At 45.5% G+C, this 22524-nt stretch carries 16 protein-coding genes; 3 read left to right on the forward strand and 13 right to left on the reverse strand.

What is annotated here, in order from left to right; all coding sequences use genetic code 11:
* Positions 1–113: 113 nt before the first annotated feature.
* The 7 genes from prmA to OCV36_RS00910 form a co-directional block, all read right to left on the reverse strand.
* Positions 114–1001 (reverse strand): 50S ribosomal protein L11 methyltransferase, encoded by an 888-nt coding sequence (gene prmA, locus OCV36_RS00880; RefSeq protein WP_017073769.1) that lies wholly within the window; start codon positions 999–1001, stop codon positions 114–116.
* Between the two features lie 188 nt (positions 1002–1189).
* Positions 1190–2533: an acetyl-CoA carboxylase biotin carboxylase subunit gene (gene accC / locus OCV36_RS00885; protein ID WP_017073768.1), complete on the reverse strand. Its 1344-nt coding sequence runs from the start codon at positions 2531–2533 to the stop codon at positions 1190–1192.
* 15 nt (positions 2534–2548) lie between these two features.
* Positions 2549–3001 carry an acetyl-CoA carboxylase biotin carboxyl carrier protein gene (gene accB, locus OCV36_RS00890; RefSeq protein WP_017073767.1) on the reverse strand — a complete coding sequence of 151 codons (453 nt, stop codon included), beginning with the start codon at positions 2999–3001 and terminating at the stop codon, positions 2549–2551.
* Positions 3002–3075: 74 nt separating this feature from the next.
* Positions 3076–3525: a type II 3-dehydroquinate dehydratase gene (aroQ, locus tag OCV36_RS00895; protein ID WP_135457679.1), complete on the reverse strand. Its 450-nt coding sequence runs from the start codon at positions 3523–3525 to the stop codon at positions 3076–3078.
* Positions 3526–3848: 323 nt separating this feature from the next.
* A complete protein-coding gene (gene acs, locus OCV36_RS00900; protein ID WP_102551337.1) occupies positions 3849–5798 on the reverse strand; it encodes an acetate--CoA ligase in 1950 nt (649 codons plus the stop codon).
* Between the two features lie 218 nt (positions 5799–6016).
* On the reverse strand, positions 6017–6649 hold the full coding sequence (locus OCV36_RS00905) for a 3'-5' exonuclease (RefSeq protein ID WP_065682705.1): 633 nt from the start codon (positions 6647–6649) through the stop codon (positions 6017–6019).
* A gap of 11 nt (positions 6650–6660) precedes the next feature.
* Positions 6661–8493: a DUF294 nucleotidyltransferase-like domain-containing protein gene (locus OCV36_RS00910; protein ID WP_135457681.1), complete on the reverse strand. Its 1833-nt coding sequence runs from the start codon at positions 8491–8493 to the stop codon at positions 6661–6663.
* A 230-nt stretch (positions 8494–8723) separates the two neighbouring features.
* On the opposite strand from OCV36_RS00910, the gene OCV36_RS00915 reads away from it, so the two are divergent.
* Together OCV36_RS00915 and OCV36_RS00920 are read left to right on the forward strand one after the other, a co-directional pair.
* Positions 8724–9914, forward strand: a complete 1191-nt coding sequence (locus OCV36_RS00915) for a 3-phenylpropionate MFS transporter (RefSeq protein ID WP_017073762.1) — start codon at positions 8724–8726, stop codon at positions 9912–9914.
* A gap of 111 nt (positions 9915–10025) precedes the next feature.
* Complete coding sequence (locus OCV36_RS00920) at positions 10026–13457, forward strand: hybrid sensor histidine kinase/response regulator (protein ID WP_135457683.1); 3432 nt, start codon at positions 10026–10028, stop codon at positions 13455–13457.
* A 111-nt stretch (positions 13458–13568) separates the two neighbouring features.
* On the opposite strand, the gene OCV36_RS00925 is transcribed toward OCV36_RS00920, so the two are convergent.
* From OCV36_RS00925 to OCV36_RS00940, 4 genes are all read right to left on the reverse strand, one after another.
* Entirely contained in the window at positions 13569–14954 is a 1386-nt protein-coding gene (locus OCV36_RS00925; RefSeq protein ID WP_135457685.1) for a class II fumarate hydratase, read from the reverse strand.
* A 12-nt stretch (positions 14955–14966) separates the two neighbouring features.
* Positions 14967–15353, reverse strand: coding sequence for a hypothetical protein (locus OCV36_RS00930; protein ID WP_017073759.1), 387 nt, complete (start codon positions 15351–15353; stop codon positions 14967–14969).
* A gap of 220 nt (positions 15354–15573) precedes the next feature.
* The gene (locus OCV36_RS00935; protein WP_017073758.1) at positions 15574–17277 is read right to left on the reverse strand and encodes a sodium:solute symporter family protein; all 1704 of its coding nucleotides are present in this window, start codon (positions 17275–17277) and stop codon (positions 15574–15576) included.
* 10 nt (positions 17278–17287) lie between these two features.
* Positions 17288–17554: a DUF4212 domain-containing protein gene (locus tag OCV36_RS00940; RefSeq protein ID WP_009844701.1), complete on the reverse strand. Its 267-nt coding sequence runs from the start codon at positions 17552–17554 to the stop codon at positions 17288–17290.
* A 448-nt stretch (positions 17555–18002) separates the two neighbouring features.
* Here OCV36_RS00940 and OCV36_RS00945 point away from each other — a divergent pair, with 448 nt between their 5' ends.
* On the forward strand, positions 18003–19754 hold the full coding sequence (locus OCV36_RS00945) for a potassium/proton antiporter (protein WP_135457686.1): 1752 nt from the start codon (positions 18003–18005) through the stop codon (positions 19752–19754).
* Here the strand turns inward: OCV36_RS00945 and OCV36_RS00950 are convergent.
* Both OCV36_RS00950 and OCV36_RS00955 read right to left on the reverse strand, forming a co-directional pair.
* Positions 19751–20380: a response regulator transcription factor gene (locus tag OCV36_RS00950; protein WP_017073756.1), complete on the reverse strand. Its 630-nt coding sequence runs from the start codon at positions 20378–20380 to the stop codon at positions 19751–19753. The two genes, OCV36_RS00945 and OCV36_RS00950, sit on opposite strands and share 4 nt — an antisense overlap.
* A gap of 252 nt (positions 20381–20632) precedes the next feature.
* The gene (locus tag OCV36_RS00955; RefSeq protein ID WP_135457688.1) at positions 20633–22516 is read right to left on the reverse strand and encodes a protein-disulfide reductase DsbD; all 1884 of its coding nucleotides are present in this window, start codon (positions 22514–22516) and stop codon (positions 20633–20635) included.
* Positions 22517–22524: the final 8 nt, after the last annotated feature.

A 22524-nucleotide genomic window follows, 5' to 3' on the forward strand; every position in this document is an offset into this window, starting at 1 on the left:
AGGGCGCGCATTTTACGCATTTTTTCGCTGCGTGAAAAGACTAATATTTGAGCATTTACAAATTGTTTTTGTAATTTGTATGAAATTCAATCAATTAGCACCCAAAGTCTTGTCTAGCCTTGCTTGCGACCTGAGATTCGACACCACTCTTGTTGTTCGATAATCGGATCGATGTGAAGCTCATCACGATAATAAGTCGCAACATCTTCCGCTTGTGTATCTAAAACACCCGACATCGCTAGCATGCCATTTGGCTTAATTAGGCCTTTGATGATGCTAGAAAGGTCGCGTAGTGGGCCTGCAAGAATATTGGCAACGACAACGTCAGCAAGCAAACCTTCAGGTTGATCTTGTGGTAAGAACACGTCCAGTTGATCAGCAACGCCATTGCGTTGTGCGTTGTCTTTTGAAGCGAGTAAAGCTTGAGGATCAATGTCGATCCCGATAACTTTCTCAGCGCCAAGTTTGATTGCAGCGATCGCTAGGATGCCTGAACCACAACCGAAGTCGATCACGGTTTTGCCGGTAAGGTCTAAGCCTTCTAGCCACTCAAGACACAGTGCTGTAGTTGGGTGAGTACCCGTACCAAATGCAAGGCCTGGATCTAACATGACGTTTACTGCGTCAGGTTCTGGGATATCACGCCAGCTTGGGCAGATCCAAAGACGCTCACCAAACTTCATTGGGTGGAAATTGTCCATCCATTCACGTTCCCAATCTTTGTCTTCGATTTGCTCTACTTTATGAGCAAAGTCAGCAGGGAACATGTTGCTTGCTTTAATCTGTGCTAGGACGACACCAGTATCAGTCTCAGCGTCGTATAGCGCGAGAATGTCAGTATCACCCCAAAGGCGAGTTTCACCCGGCAGAGGCTCAAATACAGGGGTATCTTGTGCATCCAGGAAAGTTACGGAAAGAGCGCCAGTCTCTTCCATTAACATGTCGCCGATTTGTTCGGCATTTTCATTGGTCGCATTAAGCTTGATTTGAATCCAAGGCATGGCTGCATCTTCTATATGAGAAAAATTGGATGGCGAGTCTAGCAGAAAATATGAGCAAATTCACCAAAACACCACGGATTATAATAGGGATTATAGATTGATCTTTTCGGGTGCTTTAAAAACAAAAATGCCCACCGAAGTGAGCATTTTGAATGTTCTTAAAAGAACGAGGTACTGAAGGCTAGCTTCTATTGTAGACCGAGTTTCTTCTCAAGGTAGTGGATGTTTGCACCACCGTGTTGGAAGTTTTCGTCGTTCATAATAGCCAACTGAAGTTCAGTATTAACGTTAATACCTTCAACAATCATCTCACCCAATGCGTTCTTCATTCGAGCGATAGCGACATCACGGTTCTCACCGTAAGTGATCAGCTTACCAATCATTGAATCGTAGTGTGGTGGTACTGTGTAACCAGTATAGATGTGAGATTCCCAACGAACACCCATGCCGCCTGGAGCGTGGAAGCGCGTGATCTTACCTGGAGATGGTAGGAAACGAACAGGATCTTCCGCGTTGATACGACATTCGATTGAGTGGCCACGCAGCTTAATATCATCCTGTGTGAATGATAGAGGTTGACCAGCAGCAATGCGAAGTTGCTCTTTCACTAGGTCGATACCCGTTACCATTTCAGTAATCGTGTGCTCTACCTGGATACGAGTGTTCATTTCGATGAAGTAGAACTCACCGTTCTCGTATAGGAATTCAAATGTACCTGCGCCGCGGTAACCAATCTCAAGACATGCACGAGTACAGCGGTCACCGATGTACTTACGCATTTCTTCAGTGATACCTGGTGCTGGCGCTTCTTCCACAACTTTCTGGTGACGACGCTGCATAGAACAATCACGTTCACCTAGGTGGATAGCATTACCTTGGCCATCAGCCAGTACTTGTACTTCAATGTGACGCGGGTTTTCTAGGAATTTTTCCATGTAAACCACGTCGTTATTGAAACACGCTTTTGCTTCCGCACGAGTCATTGCGATAGCTTCTGTTAGTTCTTTTTCAGAACGAACAACACGCATACCACGACCGCCGCCGCCGCCAGATGCTTTGATGATAACTGGGAAACCAATGCGCTTAGCGTGCGCTTTGTTTTTTATTTCGTCATTATCAAGAGGACCGTCTGAACCTGGTACACAAGGTACGCCAGCTTTCTTCATTGACGTGATAGCTGACACTTTGTCACCCATCATGCGAATGGTTTCAGCTTTAGGGCCAACGAAGATAAAGCCACTGCGCTCTACCTGTTCTGCGAAGTCTGCATTTTCAGATAGGAAGCCATAGCCCGGGTGGATAGCCACTGCGCCTGTCACTTCAGCTGCACTGATGATGCGAGGAATATTCAGGTAGCTATCGATACCGCGAGCTGGACCGATACAAATAGTTTCGTCTGCAAGAAGTACGTGTTTAAGGTCGCGGTCAGCGGTTGAGTGAACCGCTACCGTTTTAATACCAAGTTCTTTACATGCACGCAGAATACGCAGTGCAATTTCACCACGGTTCGCGATTACTAATTTATCTAACATAATGAGTGCTCTCTATTATTCGATAATTACTAGAGCTTGGTCGAATTCTACTGGTTGACCGTCTTCAAGTAGAATAGCGGTTACAACACCAGATTTATCAGCTTCGATTTGGTTCATCATTTTCATTGCTTCAACGATACATAGCGTTTCGCCAGCAGTTACAGATTGACCAACCTTAACGAATGGTTTTGCATCTGGGCTTGGAGCGCCGTAGAAAGTACCAACCATTGGAGAAAGAACTTGGTGACCAGCTGGAACCGCAGGAGCTGCTGCTTCTGCTGCTACAGGTGCCGCCGCAGGAGCAGGAGCTGCTACAGGAGCAGGAGCTGCTGCATATTGAATAGGTGCTGCAGATACAGGGCTGTTACGACTGATTCGTACTGACTCTTCACCTTCAGAGATTTCTAGCTCAGAAATGCCAGACTCTTCAACCAATTCGATTAGCTTTTTGATTTTGCGAATATCCATTGTTTCTTTCTCTTTATCTGTTAATTGAACTTACTCTATGACTGAGTAGGTTAGTAATAGTTCGTTGTTTATGTTTACTTTGAGTTGAGCTTGCTGAGCGCAGCTGTCAAAGCAAATTGATAACCTTGAGCACCTAAGCCACAAATCACACCTTCTGCTTTATCAGATAGGTAAGAGTGGTGACGGAATGGTTCACGTGCGTGAATATTCGATAGATGAACTTCAATAAATGGGATTGCAACACCAAGTAGTGCATCACGCAGTGCCACACTGGTATGTGTAAAGGCCGCTGGGTTGATAATAATGAAATCAACATTTTGATAAGCACTATGGATAGCTTCAATCAGTTCATACTCGCGATTTGACTGCAAGTGAGATAGCTCAACATCGTGTGCTTTCGCTTGCTCGGTCAAGGAGCTAATAATCTGGTCAAGTGTTTGAGAACCGTAGTGTGCGGGCTCTCTAAGGCCTAACAGGTTAAGGTTTGGGCCATTTAAAACTAGAATGCGAAACTTTGTAGACATCGTGGGGCTATCTTCCTTTATCGTGATTACGAACGTGAATGTTGCCATTTTATTGAAAATTTGGGGTTAATTTCCAGTGAGAAAAACCCAAAATTAAAAATTAGAACCAGATTATAGCTAATTCAGCGCAAATCGCAGCAATTTACTGGTCTAATCTCCTATTGAGACAGCATGGAGTTGTTACCAACTTAACAAAAAATCGCCGTAGCCTTAATTTTGTAGAGGATATTTGAGATCAAGATCAGCCATAAAAAAACCGCCACATAGGTGACGGTTTAGAAAGGGGCTGTTTTAAACAGTAATGAGTTAATGTAATAGGTTGCTTATGCCAGTTCTGCTTTCTCTGCAATAAGCTTATCTACTACACTTGGGTCTGCTAGTGTCGAAGTATCACCTAGGTTACCTGTATCGCCTGTGGCAATCTTACGCAGGATACGACGCATAATTTTACCCGAACGCGTTTTCGGTAATGAATCTGTCCAGTGCAGTACATCTGGTGTTGCGATTGGGCCGATCTCTTTGCGTACCCAGTCTTTCACTTCTTTATGAAGTTCTGCGGTTGGGAACTCGCCATCATTCAGTGTTATGTAAGCGTAAATTGCTTGGCCTTTAATATCATGAGGGATACCCACAATCGCTGCCTCTGCAATCTTATTGAATGCGACTAGAGCTGATTCAATCTCTGCGGTACCCATACGGTGACCAGATACGTTAAGCACGTCATCCACACGACCAGTAATCCAATAATATCCGTCTTCATCACGACGAGCGCCATCACTGGTGAAGTACATACCCTTAAAGGTAGAGAAGTAAGTCTGTTCAAAACGGTCATGATCACCATGAACGGTACGCATTTGGCCAGGCCAAGAATCAAGAATCACGAGATTGCCGTCGGTTGCTCCCTCAATGATGTTGCCCATGTTATCAACAAGCGCTGGTTGCACGCCGAAGAATGGACGAGTCGCTGAACCTGGTTTTAAGTCCGTTGCGCCTGGCAATGGTGCGATTAAGATACCGCCTGTTTCTGTTTGCCACCATGTATCAACAATCGGAGACTGCTCGTTACCAATGGTTTTGTAGTACCACTCCCAAGCTTCAGGGTTAATAGGTTCACCTACTGACCCCATGACTCTTAGGCTGTCACGAGAAGTGCCTTCAACGGCTTCATTGCCTTTGGCCATTAATGCTCGAATCGCGGTTGGCGCTGTATAAAGAATATTTACTTGGTGCTTATCGACCACTTCGCTCATACGGCTTGTGTTCGGGTAATTAGGCACGCCTTCAAACAGAATGGTTTTTGCACCATTGGCAAGCGGCCCGTAAACAAGATAAGTGTGTCCTGTGATCCAACCCACATCTGCTGTACACCAGAAAGTTTCGCCTTCTTGGTAATCGAATACGTATTTGAAGGTCATTGCGGCATAAACCAGGTAGCCACCTGTGGTGTGCATTACACCTTTAGGCTTACCTGTGGAACCAGACGTATAAAGAATGAAGAGAGGATCTTCCGCATTCATCTCTTCTGGTGGGCAATCTGCCGATACATTTGCGATAGCATCATGCCACCACACATCACGGTGTTCGTGCCACGCCACATCGCCGCCAGTGCGTTTGAATACGAAAACCTTCTCGATGTTTTTTACTTCAGGGTTGGTGAGTGCTTCGTCGACATTTTTCTTCAGTGGAACCGCACGGCCACCACGCACGCCTTCATCGGCAGTGATAACAACTTTAGAGTTGGAATCGATAATACGACCAGACAGTGCTTCTGGAGAGAAACCACCAAATACCACAGTGTGGACAGCACCGATACGTGTACACGCCAGCATAGCCACTGCCGCTTCAGGAACCATTGGCATATATAAACAAACCACATCGCCTTTGCGTACGCCTTGCTCTTTTAGAGCATTTGAAAACAGGCATACATCTTTGTGCAGTTCATTAAAAGTTAGAGTTTTGTCATCAGCCGGATCATCGCCTTCCCAGATGATGGCGACTTCATCACCGCGCTCAGCAAGGTGACGGTCGATACAGTTAGCCGAAACATTAAGCGTGCCATCTTCAAACCAGCGGATATCGATGTGGCCAGGGTCAAAAGAGGTGTTCTTTACCTGTGTGAAAGGTTTAATCCAATCAACGATTTTTCCGTGTTCACCCCAAAAGCCTTCAGGGTCAGATACAGATTGTTGGTACATGGCTAGGTAAGTGTCATTATCCGCGTGCGTCGTTGATTTAATATTTTCTTTTACCGGATAAACGTGGGCTTCACTCATTGCATCTCTCCTTGTGCCTACATTCTTAATGAACTGGCAACTTCCTTTGTGTTCAGTTTCTAAGTCTATTACAGGACTGTCGTTGTGCTATCACTCTCGGCTAGGATGGCGATTTCCACAATTAGACTTTAGGATGAGACGCTGCTTTTCACTTAGAAAATAGCGAGTTAAGTTCATTTTTGCGATATTGCTCTCTATGCAGAGAGGCAATGGTTGAATTAAGAATAAGAAGAGTTGAAACGAGGTAAATCACCGTATTTAAGGCGAACAAAGATCAGGGCTGCGGAGATAGCATCTTGTAATGCATCATGTTTATTGACCGGGATAGGCAAATCCAGCTGGCGGCAGATGGCGTCCATACTGAGATCGAAGTAGGCATTGGGCAGCTGCCTTTCGAGTTTTTCTTGATAGAGCAGGCTCACTTCGACTAACCGGTTAGGCAATGGAAATCCGAGTTGTTTTAAACAGGCGCGATCGAGAATTTTTTTATCGTAGCGGATGTGATATCCGACTAAAGGGCGATTACCGATGAAATCCAGCAGCTCAATTAGAGCTTGTTTCTCTTCTATGCCGTGCTTTAGATCTTGATGGCGAATGCGATGGATTTTGATGGAATTGGAATCGAGTGACTGCGGTGCTCGTAGTCGAACTTCAAAAGGTTGGCTGGTAATGATTCGGTTACCGATGATCTTTGTCGCGGCAATAGTGACTAATTCCGCCTGATTAGGGTCGAGGCTGGTGGTTTCACAATCGAGCGATACATATTCATTATGGGTAGGCGCGGCAAAAAAAGGCTGATAGGGGGAGCCTTTAAGTTTGTGATGCCAGTAATAACGAACCAATCTATTCATCGTTCAGCCGCCTAGTCTCTTATTTGATAGTGGTAGCCTAGCCATTGCTTGAATTTCTTCACCACATGCAAGCTATGACGAAGCAGATCCCTGTCTGCTCGCTCCATCAACTTCACGTTAATTTTATTGCTGCTGTGTTGTTGGGATAACCGCTGAGATAAGCGCCACTTAAAGAATTGCTTGAGCGCTTCGTTAAGGTTATCGGCGGTACTTTGCTCCAATACATTTTTACCGACTAGGTGCTCAATCCGCTCAAAGGTGTTGTTGACCGTGACACCATGCTCAAGGCTGAGTGCCCGAATGCCATGCACGATAGGGAAAATACCGCCTTGTTTGATATCGAGCCCTGACTTGGACTGTTTAACATTGCCAAACAGGGTGAGGGGAACGGAAAAGTTCAGGGCAGGGCGACAAAATTCGGTGAGGATTAACTCCTGTCCCAACATTAAATCACTGAGGTGTTGTTTCACTGGTTTTAAGAGTTCTCTATTACCTGCTACAGCATGGGCATCCGCCATGATCGCGATGTCCATTACGGTTTCTGGTGTGGCTTTTCTTACCCAACTCGTGAGGGTTTGTTTCCATTCTTGCTGAGAGTGCACCCACTTAGGGTTGTTGACCATTACGTTGCCCGGGCAAAGAGGGTAGCCCAATTGCTGCAGGGTGTGGGTCAGGTCGTTCATAGCGCTTTGGCATTGGTGCCACTCTAAACCATCTTGAATGATGAGTGCATTATCTTGATCGGTTTTGAGAATTTGCTCTCCGCGGCCTTCAGAACCCAGAACGATTAAGCAGCAGTGATTGTGCAGCGCGGGTGGAATGATGAGCTCAAAGGCTTTCTCAATGATCTGCTCGTTGACCGCAGAAATTAGCTCCATGATAAAGCGCGTACGAATCCCGTTACTGAGCAAACTCTCGACCAGTTGACGCTGTTTGTTGGATGCCATTGCCAACTCTTCAACGCTGGTGGCTCGCGCAATACGTAAAGTGAGAACGTGTGAATGAGTGGAAAACGCACTGAGAATTTGCGTCATGTCCACCATACCTACCGCATTAAGACCATCACAAACCATCAGTCTTTTTACACGATTTCTGGTCATGGTAATCATGGCATTAAACAAAAAATCGCCTTGATTGACATACATTACCGGAAAGGTCGCAATATCACCGACAGGGGTATCTAGTGGGAAATTATCCAGCATTACAGTATGTAATAAATTGGTCCGTGTGACGATTCCATACGGTAAGGTACATGATGTTCCAAAAGCTTTTAGAACATCATGATCCAAATGAACCAAAGCTGAGTCTAAACCTTGTTCTTTAAGGGTTTGAGTGACTTGGTTGATAGGTTGATTCGGCTTTAGTATCAGTGGTGGGTGATAAATAGATTCATCCACTTTGGTCAAGATAAATTCGGCCAAGTTTTGTTGTTGCTGTGCTGCTTCAATCAATGCTTTTCGTGTCGATAAGTTACTATCAAAGTAAGCCGCGAATTGCCCGTTGGCGTGGTAAAGATTGAGAAAAACATCGGTTGGAAGTAGATAGCTTAAGGTATCTTCGAGTGCAATATATTGGTGTTTGGTATAAGCCTCGAATTGGCTGCGGACGTCAAAAATATCGTCATTGGCATAGTGTGCATATATTTCACCATCACTACTTGCCCGCTCTTCTACGGCGCCTTTAATCAGAATATGCAGATGACGACTTGGTCGGTCAGCTTCCAATATCACCTCGAGCGCTCGGTAGTAAACCACATCCAATGAAGAGCGCAGGGTTAACTGTTCGGCATCGGACAAACTATCGAAGGGTGGGTGCTGCATATTAAATTTATCAGGCATAAGCATCGAAACAAGTGGGAGTCTTTACTCAGTCTGACAAATTACCAGAGAAGCTCCAGACGACTTTAGTCTAAATGCGAATGTGGTTCTTGGCTGAAGCATGATCTTGATTGAAGTGTGAAATGACGATTGGGTTCAATATGGGAATGTTATCTTAGTAATTATTCCCTTTTTCATCTTATGCGAGATAGGCATAATTGACGCTGCCTTTTTTCTGCACATTTTATAGGTCACCTATGTTTAACCCTTCCCCCTATGGTTGGATTTCCCAGTATTTCCTTGGTTTCTTTTTTGCATATGGCGTCTATTTGCCATTTTGGGCGTTGTGGTTTGAAGACCAAGGTGTCTCGGCTGGTGATATTGGTGTTTTAATTGGTATCGGTTTTGCGACTCGCTGTGTTGCAAATCTAGTGATCACTCCTCGTATCCATAAAGTGGAACACTTAATGCCAGCTCTGCGTTGTTTGAGTTTCGCAGCACTGTTGTTTGTCGGCTTCCACTTCTTTACTGGCGGCAACTTTTTATTGATGCTGTTAGCCACAGTATTATTCAATTTATGTTGTGGACCGATAATTCCCCTTTCTGATGCGATGGCGAATCATTACAGCCGACTAAAAATGCTCGACTACGGCCGCACTCGTCTTTGGGGTTCGGTTGCATTTATCGTGGGTTCAACCGTCGTCGGTTTCCTCGTCGCTGAGTTTGGCACCGATATGATTTTGTATACGGCTCTTGCTGGCGTGCTGTTGTCACTAGTCTTAGCAATGAGAAGCCCTAACGTGATGCCAGTGACGTTATCTGAACAACAAACTGAGCGTCCTAAATTAGCTGAGCTGCTGCGTGAATCATCTGTAGTTAAGTTCTTGGCTTTGATGGCATTGCTTCAAGGAAGCCACGCCGCTTATTACAGCTTCAGTGCTATTTACTGGAAAGAAGCCGGACACTCGGAAGCGATTATTGGTTATTTGTGGAGTTTAGGTGTTGTCGCGGAAGTTGCGGTGTTCGCTTTAAGTAAACGACTGTTCTCTGGTCTCACTCTGCGTACTTTGTTTGTCATCGCCGCATTTGGTGTCATGGCTCGTTGGGGTATCACAGCCTCGACGACAGCTATTGCTGCTTTGGTTATGGTTCAGCTTTTGCACGGTGTGACATTCGCAATGGCTCATATTGCTGCGATTCAATACATTCAATCTGAAGAGCAAAACAAGATGGTGGCGCTGCAAGCTCTTTATAATGCGATCCCTCTTGGTGCTTTTATCGCACTGATGACGACCTTGAGTGGTTGGGGGTATGAACTGTGGGGTGCGAATATTTTCTGGGGCATGGCTGCAATGGGCGGATTAGCCTTATTCATTAAACTGGATGAAAGAAGTTCAGTGGTTGAGGTTAATCAAACAGCCTCAGCTCAATCTGATGCTCAGAATTAAAGCCCAAAGCACAGAATTTGAGCGATGCGATTGAGTTAATGACGTATCCTTAGTTAAATGAAACCTCTCCCTTATGGAGAGGTTTTTTTATGGATGAAGAAAGGGTTTTCAATGCAAGGATGGGTAGTAGTTCCAGTCTCTTTAGCCTACTTGGGCGTGTTATTTCTGATCGCTTGGTATGGAGACAGGCAGGTTCGTTGGCTATCACGTTGGCGCCCGTGGATTTATAGCCTTTCTATCGCGGTGTATTGTACCTCGTGGACCTTCTATGGCACGGTCGGGCAGGCCAGTAATAACCCTTGGTCCTTTTTACCCATTTATCTCGCGCCTATTTTGGTGTTTACGCTAGGGTGGCGGATCTTAGCTCGGCTGATCCTCATTGCGAAGCGTGAACATATCACTTCAATTGCTGACTTTATCGCGGCTCGTTACGGAAAATCACAAGGATTGGCGGTTGCCGTAACCATTATTGCCGTCGTCGGTATTCTTCCTTATATCGCACTACAACTTCGTGGTATTACCATGGGCTTGGATATTGTCGCCCCTAACCTCGCGGCTGATTTTGGTTATCAGGATTATCATGTTTCTTGGTTTGTTGTTGGTGCTTTAGCTATTTTTACGATGCTGTTTGGTACTCGACACATCGACAACACAGAACATCACCGTGGCATGATGATGGCAGTGGCATTTGAATCTATTGTTAAGCTCGTGGCATTTTTAATTGTTGGTTTGTTTATCATTTATCTGGCGATGAGTAGCGATAAAATTGACCTGCTTGATGTTGCAGCTTCTACCTATGAATCACCCAACATTCCGACCTTAATCATCCATACCGTTTTAACCATGTTGGCTATTGTTTGTTTACCTCGCCAGTTCCATACCATGGTGGTTGAGAACGAACGCCCGCAAGATTTGCATACGGCACGTTGGTTATTCCCCGTTTACCTTATCTTGATGGGGCTGTTCGTTCTGCCTATTGCTTGGGCAGGTCAGGGGTTACTCACTAACATGCCTGCCGATACCTATGTCATCAGTGTGCCAATGGCCGAAGGGGCTAATCATATTGCCTTGCTCGCTTTTCTGGGTGGTACTTCCGCTGCCAGTGGCATGGTGATTGTGTCGACCATCGCATTAGCGATCATGGTATCGAACGATTTGGTGATGCCGTTACTGTTGCGTCGTATGCGTCTAACCCAAAGAACCCATAAGCATTTTTCTGGTTTGTTATTGGTGATTCGTCGCGGATTAATACTCCTACTTTTACTCGGCGCTTGGGTGTTTTATCAGGCACTTGATACGATTCATTCCTTATCGGCGATTGGGTTTCTTTCGTTTGCTGCCATCGCGCAGTTTGCACCGGCGTTGCTTGGTGGCTTGTATTGGCGGCCAGGGAATCGAAAGGGGGTTTATGTAGGTTTATTGGTAGGTTCAGTGATTTGGCTTATTACCTTGATGAGCCAAACCAGCATGTTGGCAGGTGATAGCGAGAGCAACCTATTGTTGTGGATCATCACGCCGCCAGAATTACTAAGTAGTTGGGATATCAGTAGCTCAAACTGGGGCATCGTATTGAGTATTGTGCTCAATACCCTGTGTTATGTCGTGGTTTCGATGACGACCAGACCAAGCCTAAGTGAGCGCTTACAATCAGCGGCATTTGTTGGTACACCGTTACCTGAGAATGAAAATATAAGCCTCTATCAGAGCCGTGTAACAGTGGCTGAATTGGAGATGCTCGCGTCTCGTTTTGTCGGTCGAAAGCGAGCAAAAAGTGCCTTACACAGTTATTGGCAACAACACGGTCAACCGCTGCTTCCTAATCAACAAGCGCCTGCAAGCCTGATTCGACATGCAGAACGCGTGCTTGCGGGTGTGTTTGGTGCCTCTTCTGCTAAGTTAGTACTCACTTCTGCTTTGCAAGGCAGAAACATGCAACTTGAAGAGGTTGCAACTATCGTTGATGAAGCCTCTGAGCTATATGATTTCAGCCGTGGCTTACTGCAAGGTGCAATCGAGCATATTGGCCAAGGTATTGCGGTGGTGGATAAACAGATGCGCTTGGTAGCGTGGAATCAGCGTTATTTAGAACTGTTTGAATTCCCGGCTGGGTTGATTCAAGTAGGCCGACCGATTGCTGACGTTATTCGTCATAATGCTGAACAAGGTTTGTGTGGTCCGGGTGACCCAGAAGATCACGTTCGACGTCGTGTTTATCACCTTGAACAAGGCACCCGACATACTTCTTCTCGTATTCGTCCTGATGGTCGAGTGATTGAAGTGCAAGGGAACCCGATGCCAAGTGGTGGCTTCGTAATGAGCTTTACTGACATCACGGTGTTCAGACAAGCAGAGCAAGCGCTGAAAGATGCCAATGAAAGCTTGGAATCGAGGGTTCATGAACGAACCCAAGAATTGGAAAAACTTAACCATCGTTTGGTAAAGGCGACCCAAATCTCTGACCAAGAATCACAATCTAAGAGTCGTTTTTTAGCAGCGGTTAGCCATGATTTAATGCAACCTCTGAATGCTGCTCGCTTGTTTGCTTCTTCGCTATCTGAGGTCGCAAAAGAACAAGAGGTGAAGCAACTTTCATCCCATATCGAAAGTGCACTTGGTGCTGCTGAAGACTTGATTGGTGATTTATTAGATATCTCTCGATTGGAGTCGGGAAAATTAGAAACCAATGTTCATGCTATTGCCGTGCATGATGTTCTTATCCATTTGAATGCTGAATTTAGTGCTTTGGCGACACAACAAAAAATCCAGTTCAAGATGATCCCTTCATCTCTGTTTATTCACTCTGACCCTAAGTTATTAAGACGTGTTATTCAGAACTTTTTGACTAATGCCTTTCGTTATAACCCTGAAGGGAAAGTAGTGCTTGGAGCGAGGCGAGTTAACGGCCAGGTGCGAATCGATGTATGGGATAACGGAACCGGTATCGATGAAGATAAGCAGCAGGAAATCTTCGAAGAGTTTACCCGTGGTAGTCAAGTTCGTGCCGATCAAGGCTTGGGGTTAGGGCTCGCGATTTCTAAAGGCATCGCTCATGTCTTGGGTCACCAAATATCAATGCGATCATGGCCAGGGCAAGGCAGTGTTTTTTCCATCACGTTAGCGAGAGCCGAACAGGTTGCTCCGGTTGTGCAAGTTTCGACACCAATGGCGACCAGTGATATCGAACACTTGAAAATATTGTGTGTCGATAATGAACGAGAAATATTAGTCGGTATGGAAAACCTGATTGGTCGTTGGGGCTGTGAGGTTAAGACGGCTGTTGATTTGGTTGAAAGCTTAAAGTGTTTAGACGATGAATGGCATCCAGATGTGATTTTCTCTGATTATCGTTTAGATAATGGCAGAACTGGACTTGAAGTCTTACAGCAGTGTCGTCTACGTCTTGGGGATTCTTTTGAGGGCGTCATTATTAGTGCGGACAGAACTGATGACATGTTGGCAGCGATAAAGGCCAATAGCTTTAGCTTTATTGCTAAGCCCGTGAAACCGCTAAAATTAAGAGCGGTTCTAAATCGGGTGAGTTAGTTAAGAATAATCAGCTCGAATTCCTAATTAATGAACGGATGTAAAAAAGGCCTCGTATGAGGCCTTTTTGTTTCAGTAAGGATCGTTAGTTCTTATTTTCTAGCTAATTAGCTAGCCTGCGATTCCACCCTGCGTCAGTGTGGTTGGATCAAGAAGCTTGCTGAGCTCTTCTCGGCTAAGGTCGGTTTCTCTTTCCGCAACATCAAGAATCGGTAAGCCTTCTTTGTAAGCCTTCTTGGCAATATCCGCCGCTTTGAGGTAACCAATTACAGGGTTTAGGGCTGTCACGAGAATTGGATTCTTTGACAGCGCCAAGTCGAGATTGTCTTGGCGTACCGTGAAGGTGGCAATCGCTTTGTCAGCTAATGCGACAGAGCTGTTTGCCAACAATTCAATACTTTCTAACGCGTTATGAGCAATCACCGGCAACATCACATTCAGTTGGAAGTTACCCGATTGTCCAGCCACCGTAATGGTGGTGTCATTGCCAATCACTTGTGCTGCCGCCATTGCAGCTGCCTCTGGAATCACAGGGTTTACTTTTCCGGGCATGATCGATGAACCTGGCTGTAGAGCCTGCAATTCAATTTCACCTAAGCCAGCCAGCGGTCCGGAGTTCATCCAACGAAGATCGTTTGAGATCTTCATGATCGCAACTGCTGCAGTTTTAAGCTGACCAGACAATGCAACGATCGCGTCTTGGCTGCTGAGGTTAAAAAAGAAGTTTTCACTCGAGGTAAAACTGATCTTTGTTGTTTGAGACAGGTTACTCGCAAATTTATCGGCAAAACGTGGGTCAGCATTTATCCCTGTACCGACTGCGGTTCCGCCTTGAGCTAAAGCCTTAATAGCTGGCAAGCTGCTTTCTATCGATTGCTTGGCGTGTTCAATTTGAAATTTCCAACCACCAAGTTCCTGTGCAAAGGTAATTGGCATTGCATCCATTAGGTGGGTACGACCGTTTTTTACTATTTCAGCAAGCTCTTGTTGCTTAACGGCAAGCGATTCAGAAAGGTGAGTTAATGCAGGTAACAGCTTATTTTCGACCATCAAAGCCACACTGACTTGAATGGCGGTTGGCACTACATCGTTACTGCTTTGACCCATGTTGACGTGATCATTAGGGTTCACGTCGCCTTGCAAGCTTCTTGAAGCGAGCGTGGCAATGACTTCATTGGCATTCATGTTAGAGCTGGTGCCCGAGCCGGTTTGGTAAACATCAATAGGGAATTGCTCGAGGTGTTTACCCTCAATGATCTCTTGGCTGGCTTCGGCAATCGCGTTGGCAATATCACCTTCTAACAAGCCTAACTGAGCATTGGTATCGGCAGCGGCCTGCTTAATTAATGCCAGTGCTTGAATGAAATTGGTTGGCATCTTATGGGAGCTAAAAGCGAAGTTATCCGCAGCACGTTGAGTTTGTGCCTGGTATAGCGCATCAGCAGGGACTTTAACTTCGCCCATGCTGTCTTTTTCAATTCGAAATTGTAGGGTCATGTTCTATCCTTGTTAGCCAAGTGGAGCTTGGACTTGTTGTAGTGTTTGGCTGAGATTCAAAAAACGCGCTTGGCCTTGAGGTTGCTGGCAGTAGTGGCGTTTCAGATAAAATAGTGGTGAGTGAATAGAGTCTAGGCAGATATGACGAAAGGCGAAACTGCGGTCAGGGGACTCGATAGCTTCAATTAAGTGGAAGAAAGTTTGGCGTAGGTACAGTTCACACAACAAGATATTTTCTTGGGCGGCGTGCTTTTCATAATAAGCCGAAAGCGTCAGTGCGCATTCGATATAGTCTCGAATTACCGTGGGTTCGTTGCCTTGAAGTTGCTTTGGTGAAGTAAAGCGATCCTGTGCCTTGTAAAACCTCGAATAGAGTACCTGTTGCTCTTTCATCATCATCTGCATCTCTTTATTGGATGTTAATGATAATTATTATCAAATGATATTTTAAAAACAACCCTTTCTTTTGTCTTTTTATAAAATTAAAGGACAAAAGAAAAAGCCGATACATAAATAATGTATCGGCTTTCTGGAATCAGTACCTAATCCCTACAATGTAAGTACAGACTCATTTTATTTTCTAGCTGCTTACTGTCTTAGTTATTAAGTAGTGAGCGGCTTAGTGGTCGTGAGCTTCACCAGCACCTTTAGGGTAACGGATAGACTCAACCATCTCTTGTACATCTTCTGGTACTTCAGCTGTCACTTTATTCACTGCAATTGATACGATGAAGTTTAGACACATACCTAGCGTACCAATGCCTTCTGGGCTGATACCAAACCACCAGTTTTCAGGTGTGCTTGCTGCTGGGTTAATGAACTTGAAGTAGATGATGTAGCTTGCTGTGAAGGCAATGCCTGACAACATACCTGCAATTGCGCCTTCCTTGTTCATCTTCTTGTAGAAGATACCTAGGATAATGGCAGGGAAGAAGGATGCTGCGGCTAGGCCGAAGGCAAACGCGACTACCTGTGCTACGAAACCTGGTGGATTAATACCTAAGTAACCCGCACCAACAATCGCGACCATGGCTGCCAAACGAGCGGCTAATAGCTCCTGCTTGTCGGTCATATTTGGTTTAAAGCCTTTCTTCAACAAGTCATGTGAAATCGACGTTGAGATGACCAATAGTAGACCTGCGGCTGTTGATAGTGCAGCGGCTAAGCCACCGGCAGCAAGTAGTGCGACAACCCAGTTTGGTAGTTTAGCTAGCTCTGGCGAAGCCAGTACGATGATGTCACGGTTAATTTTCATCTCGTTGCGTTCATCGCCCGAGTAGAACATTTTGCCATCGCCGTTCTTATCTTCCCAGCCTACTAGACCCGTGCTTTCCCAGTTTTTATACCAGCTTGGTGCGTCTGCTGCGGCGACACCTTGCATATCTGGGCCGTTAATTGTTTCGATCATGTTTACACGAGCGAATGCTGCAACGCCTGGTGCTGTTGTGTATAGCAATGAGATGAACAGTAGTGCCCAACCCGCTGAGATACGAGCATCACGTACTCTTGGTACTGTGAAGAAACGAATGATTACATGTGGAAGACCCGCAGTACCAACCATTAGAGCCGCACAGATGAAGAATACATCCACCATGCTCTTGTTACCTTCGGTATAGGCGGTAAATCCGAGCTCTTCAGTTAGGCCATCCAGTTTATCAAGTAAGTAAACATCGGTGCCGGATAGTGTTGAACCCATACCAACTTGTGGAAGCGGGTTACCTGTCATCATGATCGAAGTAAAGATTGCTGGAACAAGGAAGGCGAAAATGAGGACACAGAATTGAGCTACCTGCGTATAAGTGATGCCTTTCATGCCACCGAGTACTGCGTAGAAGAACACAATACCCATACCAATAACGATACCTAGGTTAATATCAACTTCTAGGAAACGAGAGAATACAACGCCCACACCACGCATCTGGCCTGCAACGTACGTAAACGATACGAAGATTGCACAGAATACCGCTACCATACGTGCTGTTTTCGAGTAGTAACGTTCACCGATGAAATCAGGAACTGTAAACTGACCGAACTTACGTAGGTAAGGTGCTAAACATAGTGCAAGTAGTACATAACCACCTGTCCAACCCATAAGGTAAACCGCACCGTCGTAACCAACGAATGAGATGATACCTGCCATTGAGATAAACGATGCTGCCGACATCCAGTCAGCGGCTGTGGCCATGCCATTTGCTACTGGGTGAACACCACCACCAGCTACGTAGAACTCACTGGTTGTTCCAGCGCGAGCCCAGATTGCGATGCCGATATATACTGCAAAAGTAATACCGACGAGAATAAACGTCCAAGTTTGAATATCCATGTTCTAGCCTCTAGTCTTCCTGTACGTTGTATTTTTTGTCCAGCTTATTCATGCGAACAACGTAAATAAATATCAACGCCACGAAGGTATAAATTGAACCTTGTTGAGCGAACCAAAAACCTAGCTTAAATCCGCCAAATTGAATGGTATTTAAAACATCTACAAATAAGATGCCAGCGCCATAAGACACTACAAACCACACTGCGAGTAGTGTGCCCATTATTCCCAAGTTTTCCTTCCAGTAGGCTTGAGCATGTTCTGTTGATTCGAACGCCATTGCCTTCTCCTTTATTCCGTTTTCGTAGAAACCGTTTTTGTGAAACCGTTTTGTAAAATAGCGTGTTAACGTAATGTTACGATTTAGAATGTAGCAAGGATAAGTCAAGGGATCTGTGCAACTTTAGTCGGGATGGTATTAGCGCTAATGTACTGAAATATGGGAGCTAGGAGACATAACCATAGAAAAATGTGATGTTACAATGTTGTTAAATTAGCCAAAGGTCTAACAAAAAGGGATGAATTAGACTGCGAGTCATAAAATTTAACAACTAAATGACCGAGAAACGGTATTTAGCCCTGCTTATGACACGAAGCGAAACATAAGTTTGTTATAGTAACTACGGCACTTTCACCGACCGTGCCTTGCTAAACGGCAGAAGATCAACAAGCTAGTGGCAAAAGATCAACAGGCTTAAAGCTCGGATTTTATTCTTTGGGGGAACGAATTGGACGCAATAACCATTAACCACTTATTTTTGACTGGTGCTGTATTAATCGCCATCAGTGTGCTTTTCTCGCAAGTGTCCTCTCGATTGGGCGTTCCGATTCTTTTGATCTTTTTGTTCGTTGGTATGTTGGCGGGCGAAGATGGCCCTGGTGGCATTAATTTCGATGATTACTCATTAACCTACTTGGTGAGTAACCTTGCGCTTGCCGTGATTCTGTTGGATGGCGGTATGCGAACCAAGGTGGCGAGCTTCAAGGTTGCTTTCTGGCCTTCGCTCTCGCTGGCGACGATAGGCGTCGCATGTACCGCAACTCTAACGGGCTTAATGGCTGCTTGGCTGTTTGACCTATCACTGATGCAGGGCATTTTGGTTGGGGCGATTGTTGGTTCAACCGATGCGGCAGCGGTATTTTCTTTGCTGAAAGGGCAGAGCCTCAATGAACGTGTTGGTTCAACGCTAGAGATCGAATCCGGTACCAACGACCCTATGGCTGTCTTCCTGACCGTCACTTTAATCGCGCTGCTGGGCAACCCTGATGCTGAGATGGGAATGAATTTCCTACTGCAAAGCTTTGCTATGCAGTTTGGTATCGGCACGCTTGTCGGAATCGGTGGCGGTTGGGTTTTGTGGAGCTTAATCAATCGAGTGCAACTGGCTGATGGCCTTTACTCCATTCTGGTACTTAGCGGTGGCGTCGCTCTGTTTGCGTTCTCTAACATGCTGGGCGGTAGCGGCATCTTATCGATCTATCTAGTGGGTCTGTTCATTGGTAATCGCCCAACGCGCTCTCGACACTCTATTCTTAATGTCCTTGACGGTATGACGTGGTTAAGTCAAATCGTGATGTTCTTGGTGTTGGGTTTATTGGTTACGCCATCGACGTTGATGGACATTGCACTTCCTGCGTTAGCACTGGCCTTCGGTATGATTTTGTTTGCTCGTCCATTGTCTGTTTGGTTGGGTTTACTGCCGTTTAGAAGCTTTACCACCAAGGAGCGTTGGTTTGTTTCTTGGGTGGGTTTGCGTGGCGCTGTGCCGATCATTTTGGCGGTTTTTCCGATGATGGCAGGCCTGCCTAATGCTCAGTTGTACTTCAATATCGCCTTCTTCGTGGTTATGGTTTCGCTGATTGTTCAGGGCGGCAGTTTAATGAAAGTCGCGAGACTCGCTAAAGTGACCTTACCACCAACGCCGACACCGATTTCTCGTACCGGCATTGAGATTTACCCTACCAGTGAGTGGGAGATGTTTGTCTATAAGTTGAAAGAGGACAAGTGGTGTATTGGCGAACCGCTTAAGCGCTTGTCTATGCCAGAAGGGACGCGAATTACCGCACTATTTAGAAAAGATGCCTTGCTCCACCCATCGGGTAGTACCGTGTTAGAGGCGAACGATATTCTCTGTGTACTTGGTCAAGATAAAGACCTAGACAGTTTAAGTGAGCTATTCAGTGAGGCACCTTTAGCCGAAGACGCCGCACGATTCTTTGGTGATTTCTTCCTTGATGTTGGGCTATCAATTTCTGCAGTCAGTGATTGTTATGGCATTGAACTGGGCTCGGAAGAAGAACGAAAAATGACGCTAAAACAATTGGTTGACCAAGAGCTTGGAGCGCATCCTGTATTAGGTGATAGCTTCGAATGGTATGACATCAATTGGGTGGTGGCAGAGATAGATGATCATAAAGTCGTCAAGCTGGGTTTATGTTTACCCAAGACGACTTTAGAAGAGGATGTGAGTGAAGCTTAATTGTGGACTTCTTGTAGCAAGATAACCGCTTGAGTTCTGTTTTTCACATCCAGTTTACGGAAGATGGCCGTCATATGCGCTTTGATGGTCGCTTCCGAAACGTTCAATTCATACGCAATTTGCTTGTTAAGTAGGCCGTCAGAAAGCATTCCCAAGACCTTATATTGCTGAGGCGTCAGTGAGGAAAGTTTTTCTGCAAGGTCGTTGCAGGCGGCATTATTGGTGATCAATCCTTCAGGAAAGAACGGGTCGCCATTCAGCACTTGATTGAGCGCGCTCACCAATTCACGCATATCACTCGACTTAGGAATAAAGCCAAAAGCACCATGACTTTTAACTTGGCTGACAACGCTAGCATCCTCGCTGGCTGATATAACCACAATCGGTAAATCTGGATATTCAGCGCGTAGCTGAATCAAGCCTGACATACCATTCGCGCCCGGCATTTTTAGGTCGAGAAGCAATAGGTCGGGTTCGTCTTCTTTTTTCAGTAGGGTAAGTAAGGCATCGAGAGAATCGGCCTCAAGCAGATTCGCACCGCTGATCGCCATGTGTACTGACTGAAACAGGGCGTTACGAAAGAGAGGGTGGTCATCGGCAATGATGATGGTATAGGTCGAGTCCATGACGTTCATACTTTTAACAATTTAGTTAATATTTATTATCATCCTGATTGAGTATGTGGACAATATTTATGCATTAAAAGTCTGAACCATATCGACTTTTATTCCCAGAATAAGAAACCGTTGCTTTCAATAACACAAAAGCCGCGTAATCATCTCACTTAGGGAGAAGATTACGCGGCTTTCAGATTTACTCTATATAACTGAATAGCTTAGAAACTGTCAGTTACTGTTGTCGCTGCTGTTATAACAAGCTTATAGCTGGTGGTCTTGCATGTGTTTTAAGAATAAATCAGCTGGCATAAAACCGGTTACACGAGCATTTGGAACATGGTTACCCTCACCGTCCCAGAACTCAATGGTAGGTAAACCTAACACTTGTAATTGTTTAAGCAGTTCAATGTCTTGAGGCATGTTCTTGGTTACGTCTGCTTGAAGAAGCACAAAATCTGAAAGTTTATTCTCGACATCGGCTTGATGGAAGGTGTACTTCTCGAACTCTTTACATGCCACACACCAATCTGCGTAGAAATCGAGCATCACAGGTTTCCCCAATTTTCTTGCTTCGATCAGCTGTATCTCTAGCTCTTCAACGGTGTTGATGCGTGCAAATTGGATCGGTTGCTCAACCACGATGTTATTTTCTGCAAACCAGTAATTCAATGCAGGTTGTGCTGAGGCAAACAACCCAAGCATCGCGATGATGCCAACAGCGCTCTGTTTCCAGCCGCCAAATGGCAGTGCATTCTTGCTGTGGTAAAGCCAGCCAAACGCAATGAAGCCCAATCCAGACCAAAGCACCGTTGCCCACAACTCAGGGATGATGCGTTCCAGCAGGAAGATAGGAGCAGCGAGCAAGATAAAGCCGAATACGATTTTCACTTTATCCATCCAGTTACCCGCTTTCGGTAGTAACTTATTACCGAATACTGCGACCAAAATTAACGGTATTCCCATTCCCATCGCGAGGGCGTATAAGGCAATCGCACCTGTAAACAAGTCACCACTTTGAGCGACATACAGTAGCGCGCCTGACAGCGGTGCTGTCGTACAAGGTGAGCATACTAAACCAGAGATAGCACCCATAGCGAACACACCTAAGGTATTGCCACCTTGTTGTTTGTTGCTTTGGTTGTTGAGCCAGGTTTGGATACTGCTTGGTAGTTGCAGGTTATAAACACCGAACATCGACATGGCCAGAGCCACGAACAGAACGCTCAGCGCAATTAGCACGTAAGGATGTTGCATGGCTGCTTGGAACTGCATGCCCGCAGAGGCAACCACTAAACCCAATAAGGTGTAAGTTAACGCCATGCCTTGCACATAGATGAAAGACAGCATCAGCGCACGACCTTGGCTGAGCTTGCCACCACCCAATACGATACCCGTTAGAATCGGATACATCGGCAGAACACACGGAGTAAAGGCTAAGCCAACACCGAGTGCTAAGAATAATAATGGAGTCCACCAACTGTCACCGAGCTTATCGGCTAAGCCTGCTTCTTTTGAAACGGGAGCATTGGTTTGTTGAGCGGTATTGCTTGCTGTGTCAGCTGTAGGAGAAGAGGGTTGTACTGAATTGTCAGCTTGAACCGCGACATCAGAAGAGCCTTGCGAGGCACCGCTTTTTTGCACATCACCACTGTTTTGTACATCACTGCTTTTTATCTCCCCAGGAATCGTCGCAGTAAACGGTTCAATGTCGATTACTCGAGTTTCTGGTGGGTAGCAGAATCCAGCGTCAGCACACCCCTGATATTTCACGATCAGCTGTGAACCATTTTGATAGTTCTGTAGAGGAACTTGCACGAATAACGGCTGAGTATAAATACTCACCTCACCAAAAAATTCATCTTGGTGTGGTTGGCCATCTTCCATTTCAACATCACCGATAGCGAGATTTTGGCCAGTGAACGAGAGGCTATGTTGATAGAGGTAGTAGCCTTCTTTTACTTGCCAGTCGAGAAGAACTTTGCCGTCTTGCTGGTAGTAATTGAAAGGGAAAGCTTGGTCTACAGGAACAAAGCCATTGTTATTGGCTCCGAAGCTTGGCTCGGCGTTGTTGTTTCCAAAAGCCGCGAAGGCTGGCTGAGTGAATAAGGAAACACAAACAAAAAGTAATGTGGCAAGTCGTCGCATACTGTCAG

Origin of the sequence: Vibrio echinoideorum, from assembly GCF_024347455.1 — a bacterium.
Classification (GTDB): Bacteria; Pseudomonadota; Gammaproteobacteria; order Enterobacterales; family Vibrionaceae; genus Vibrio; species Vibrio echinoideorum.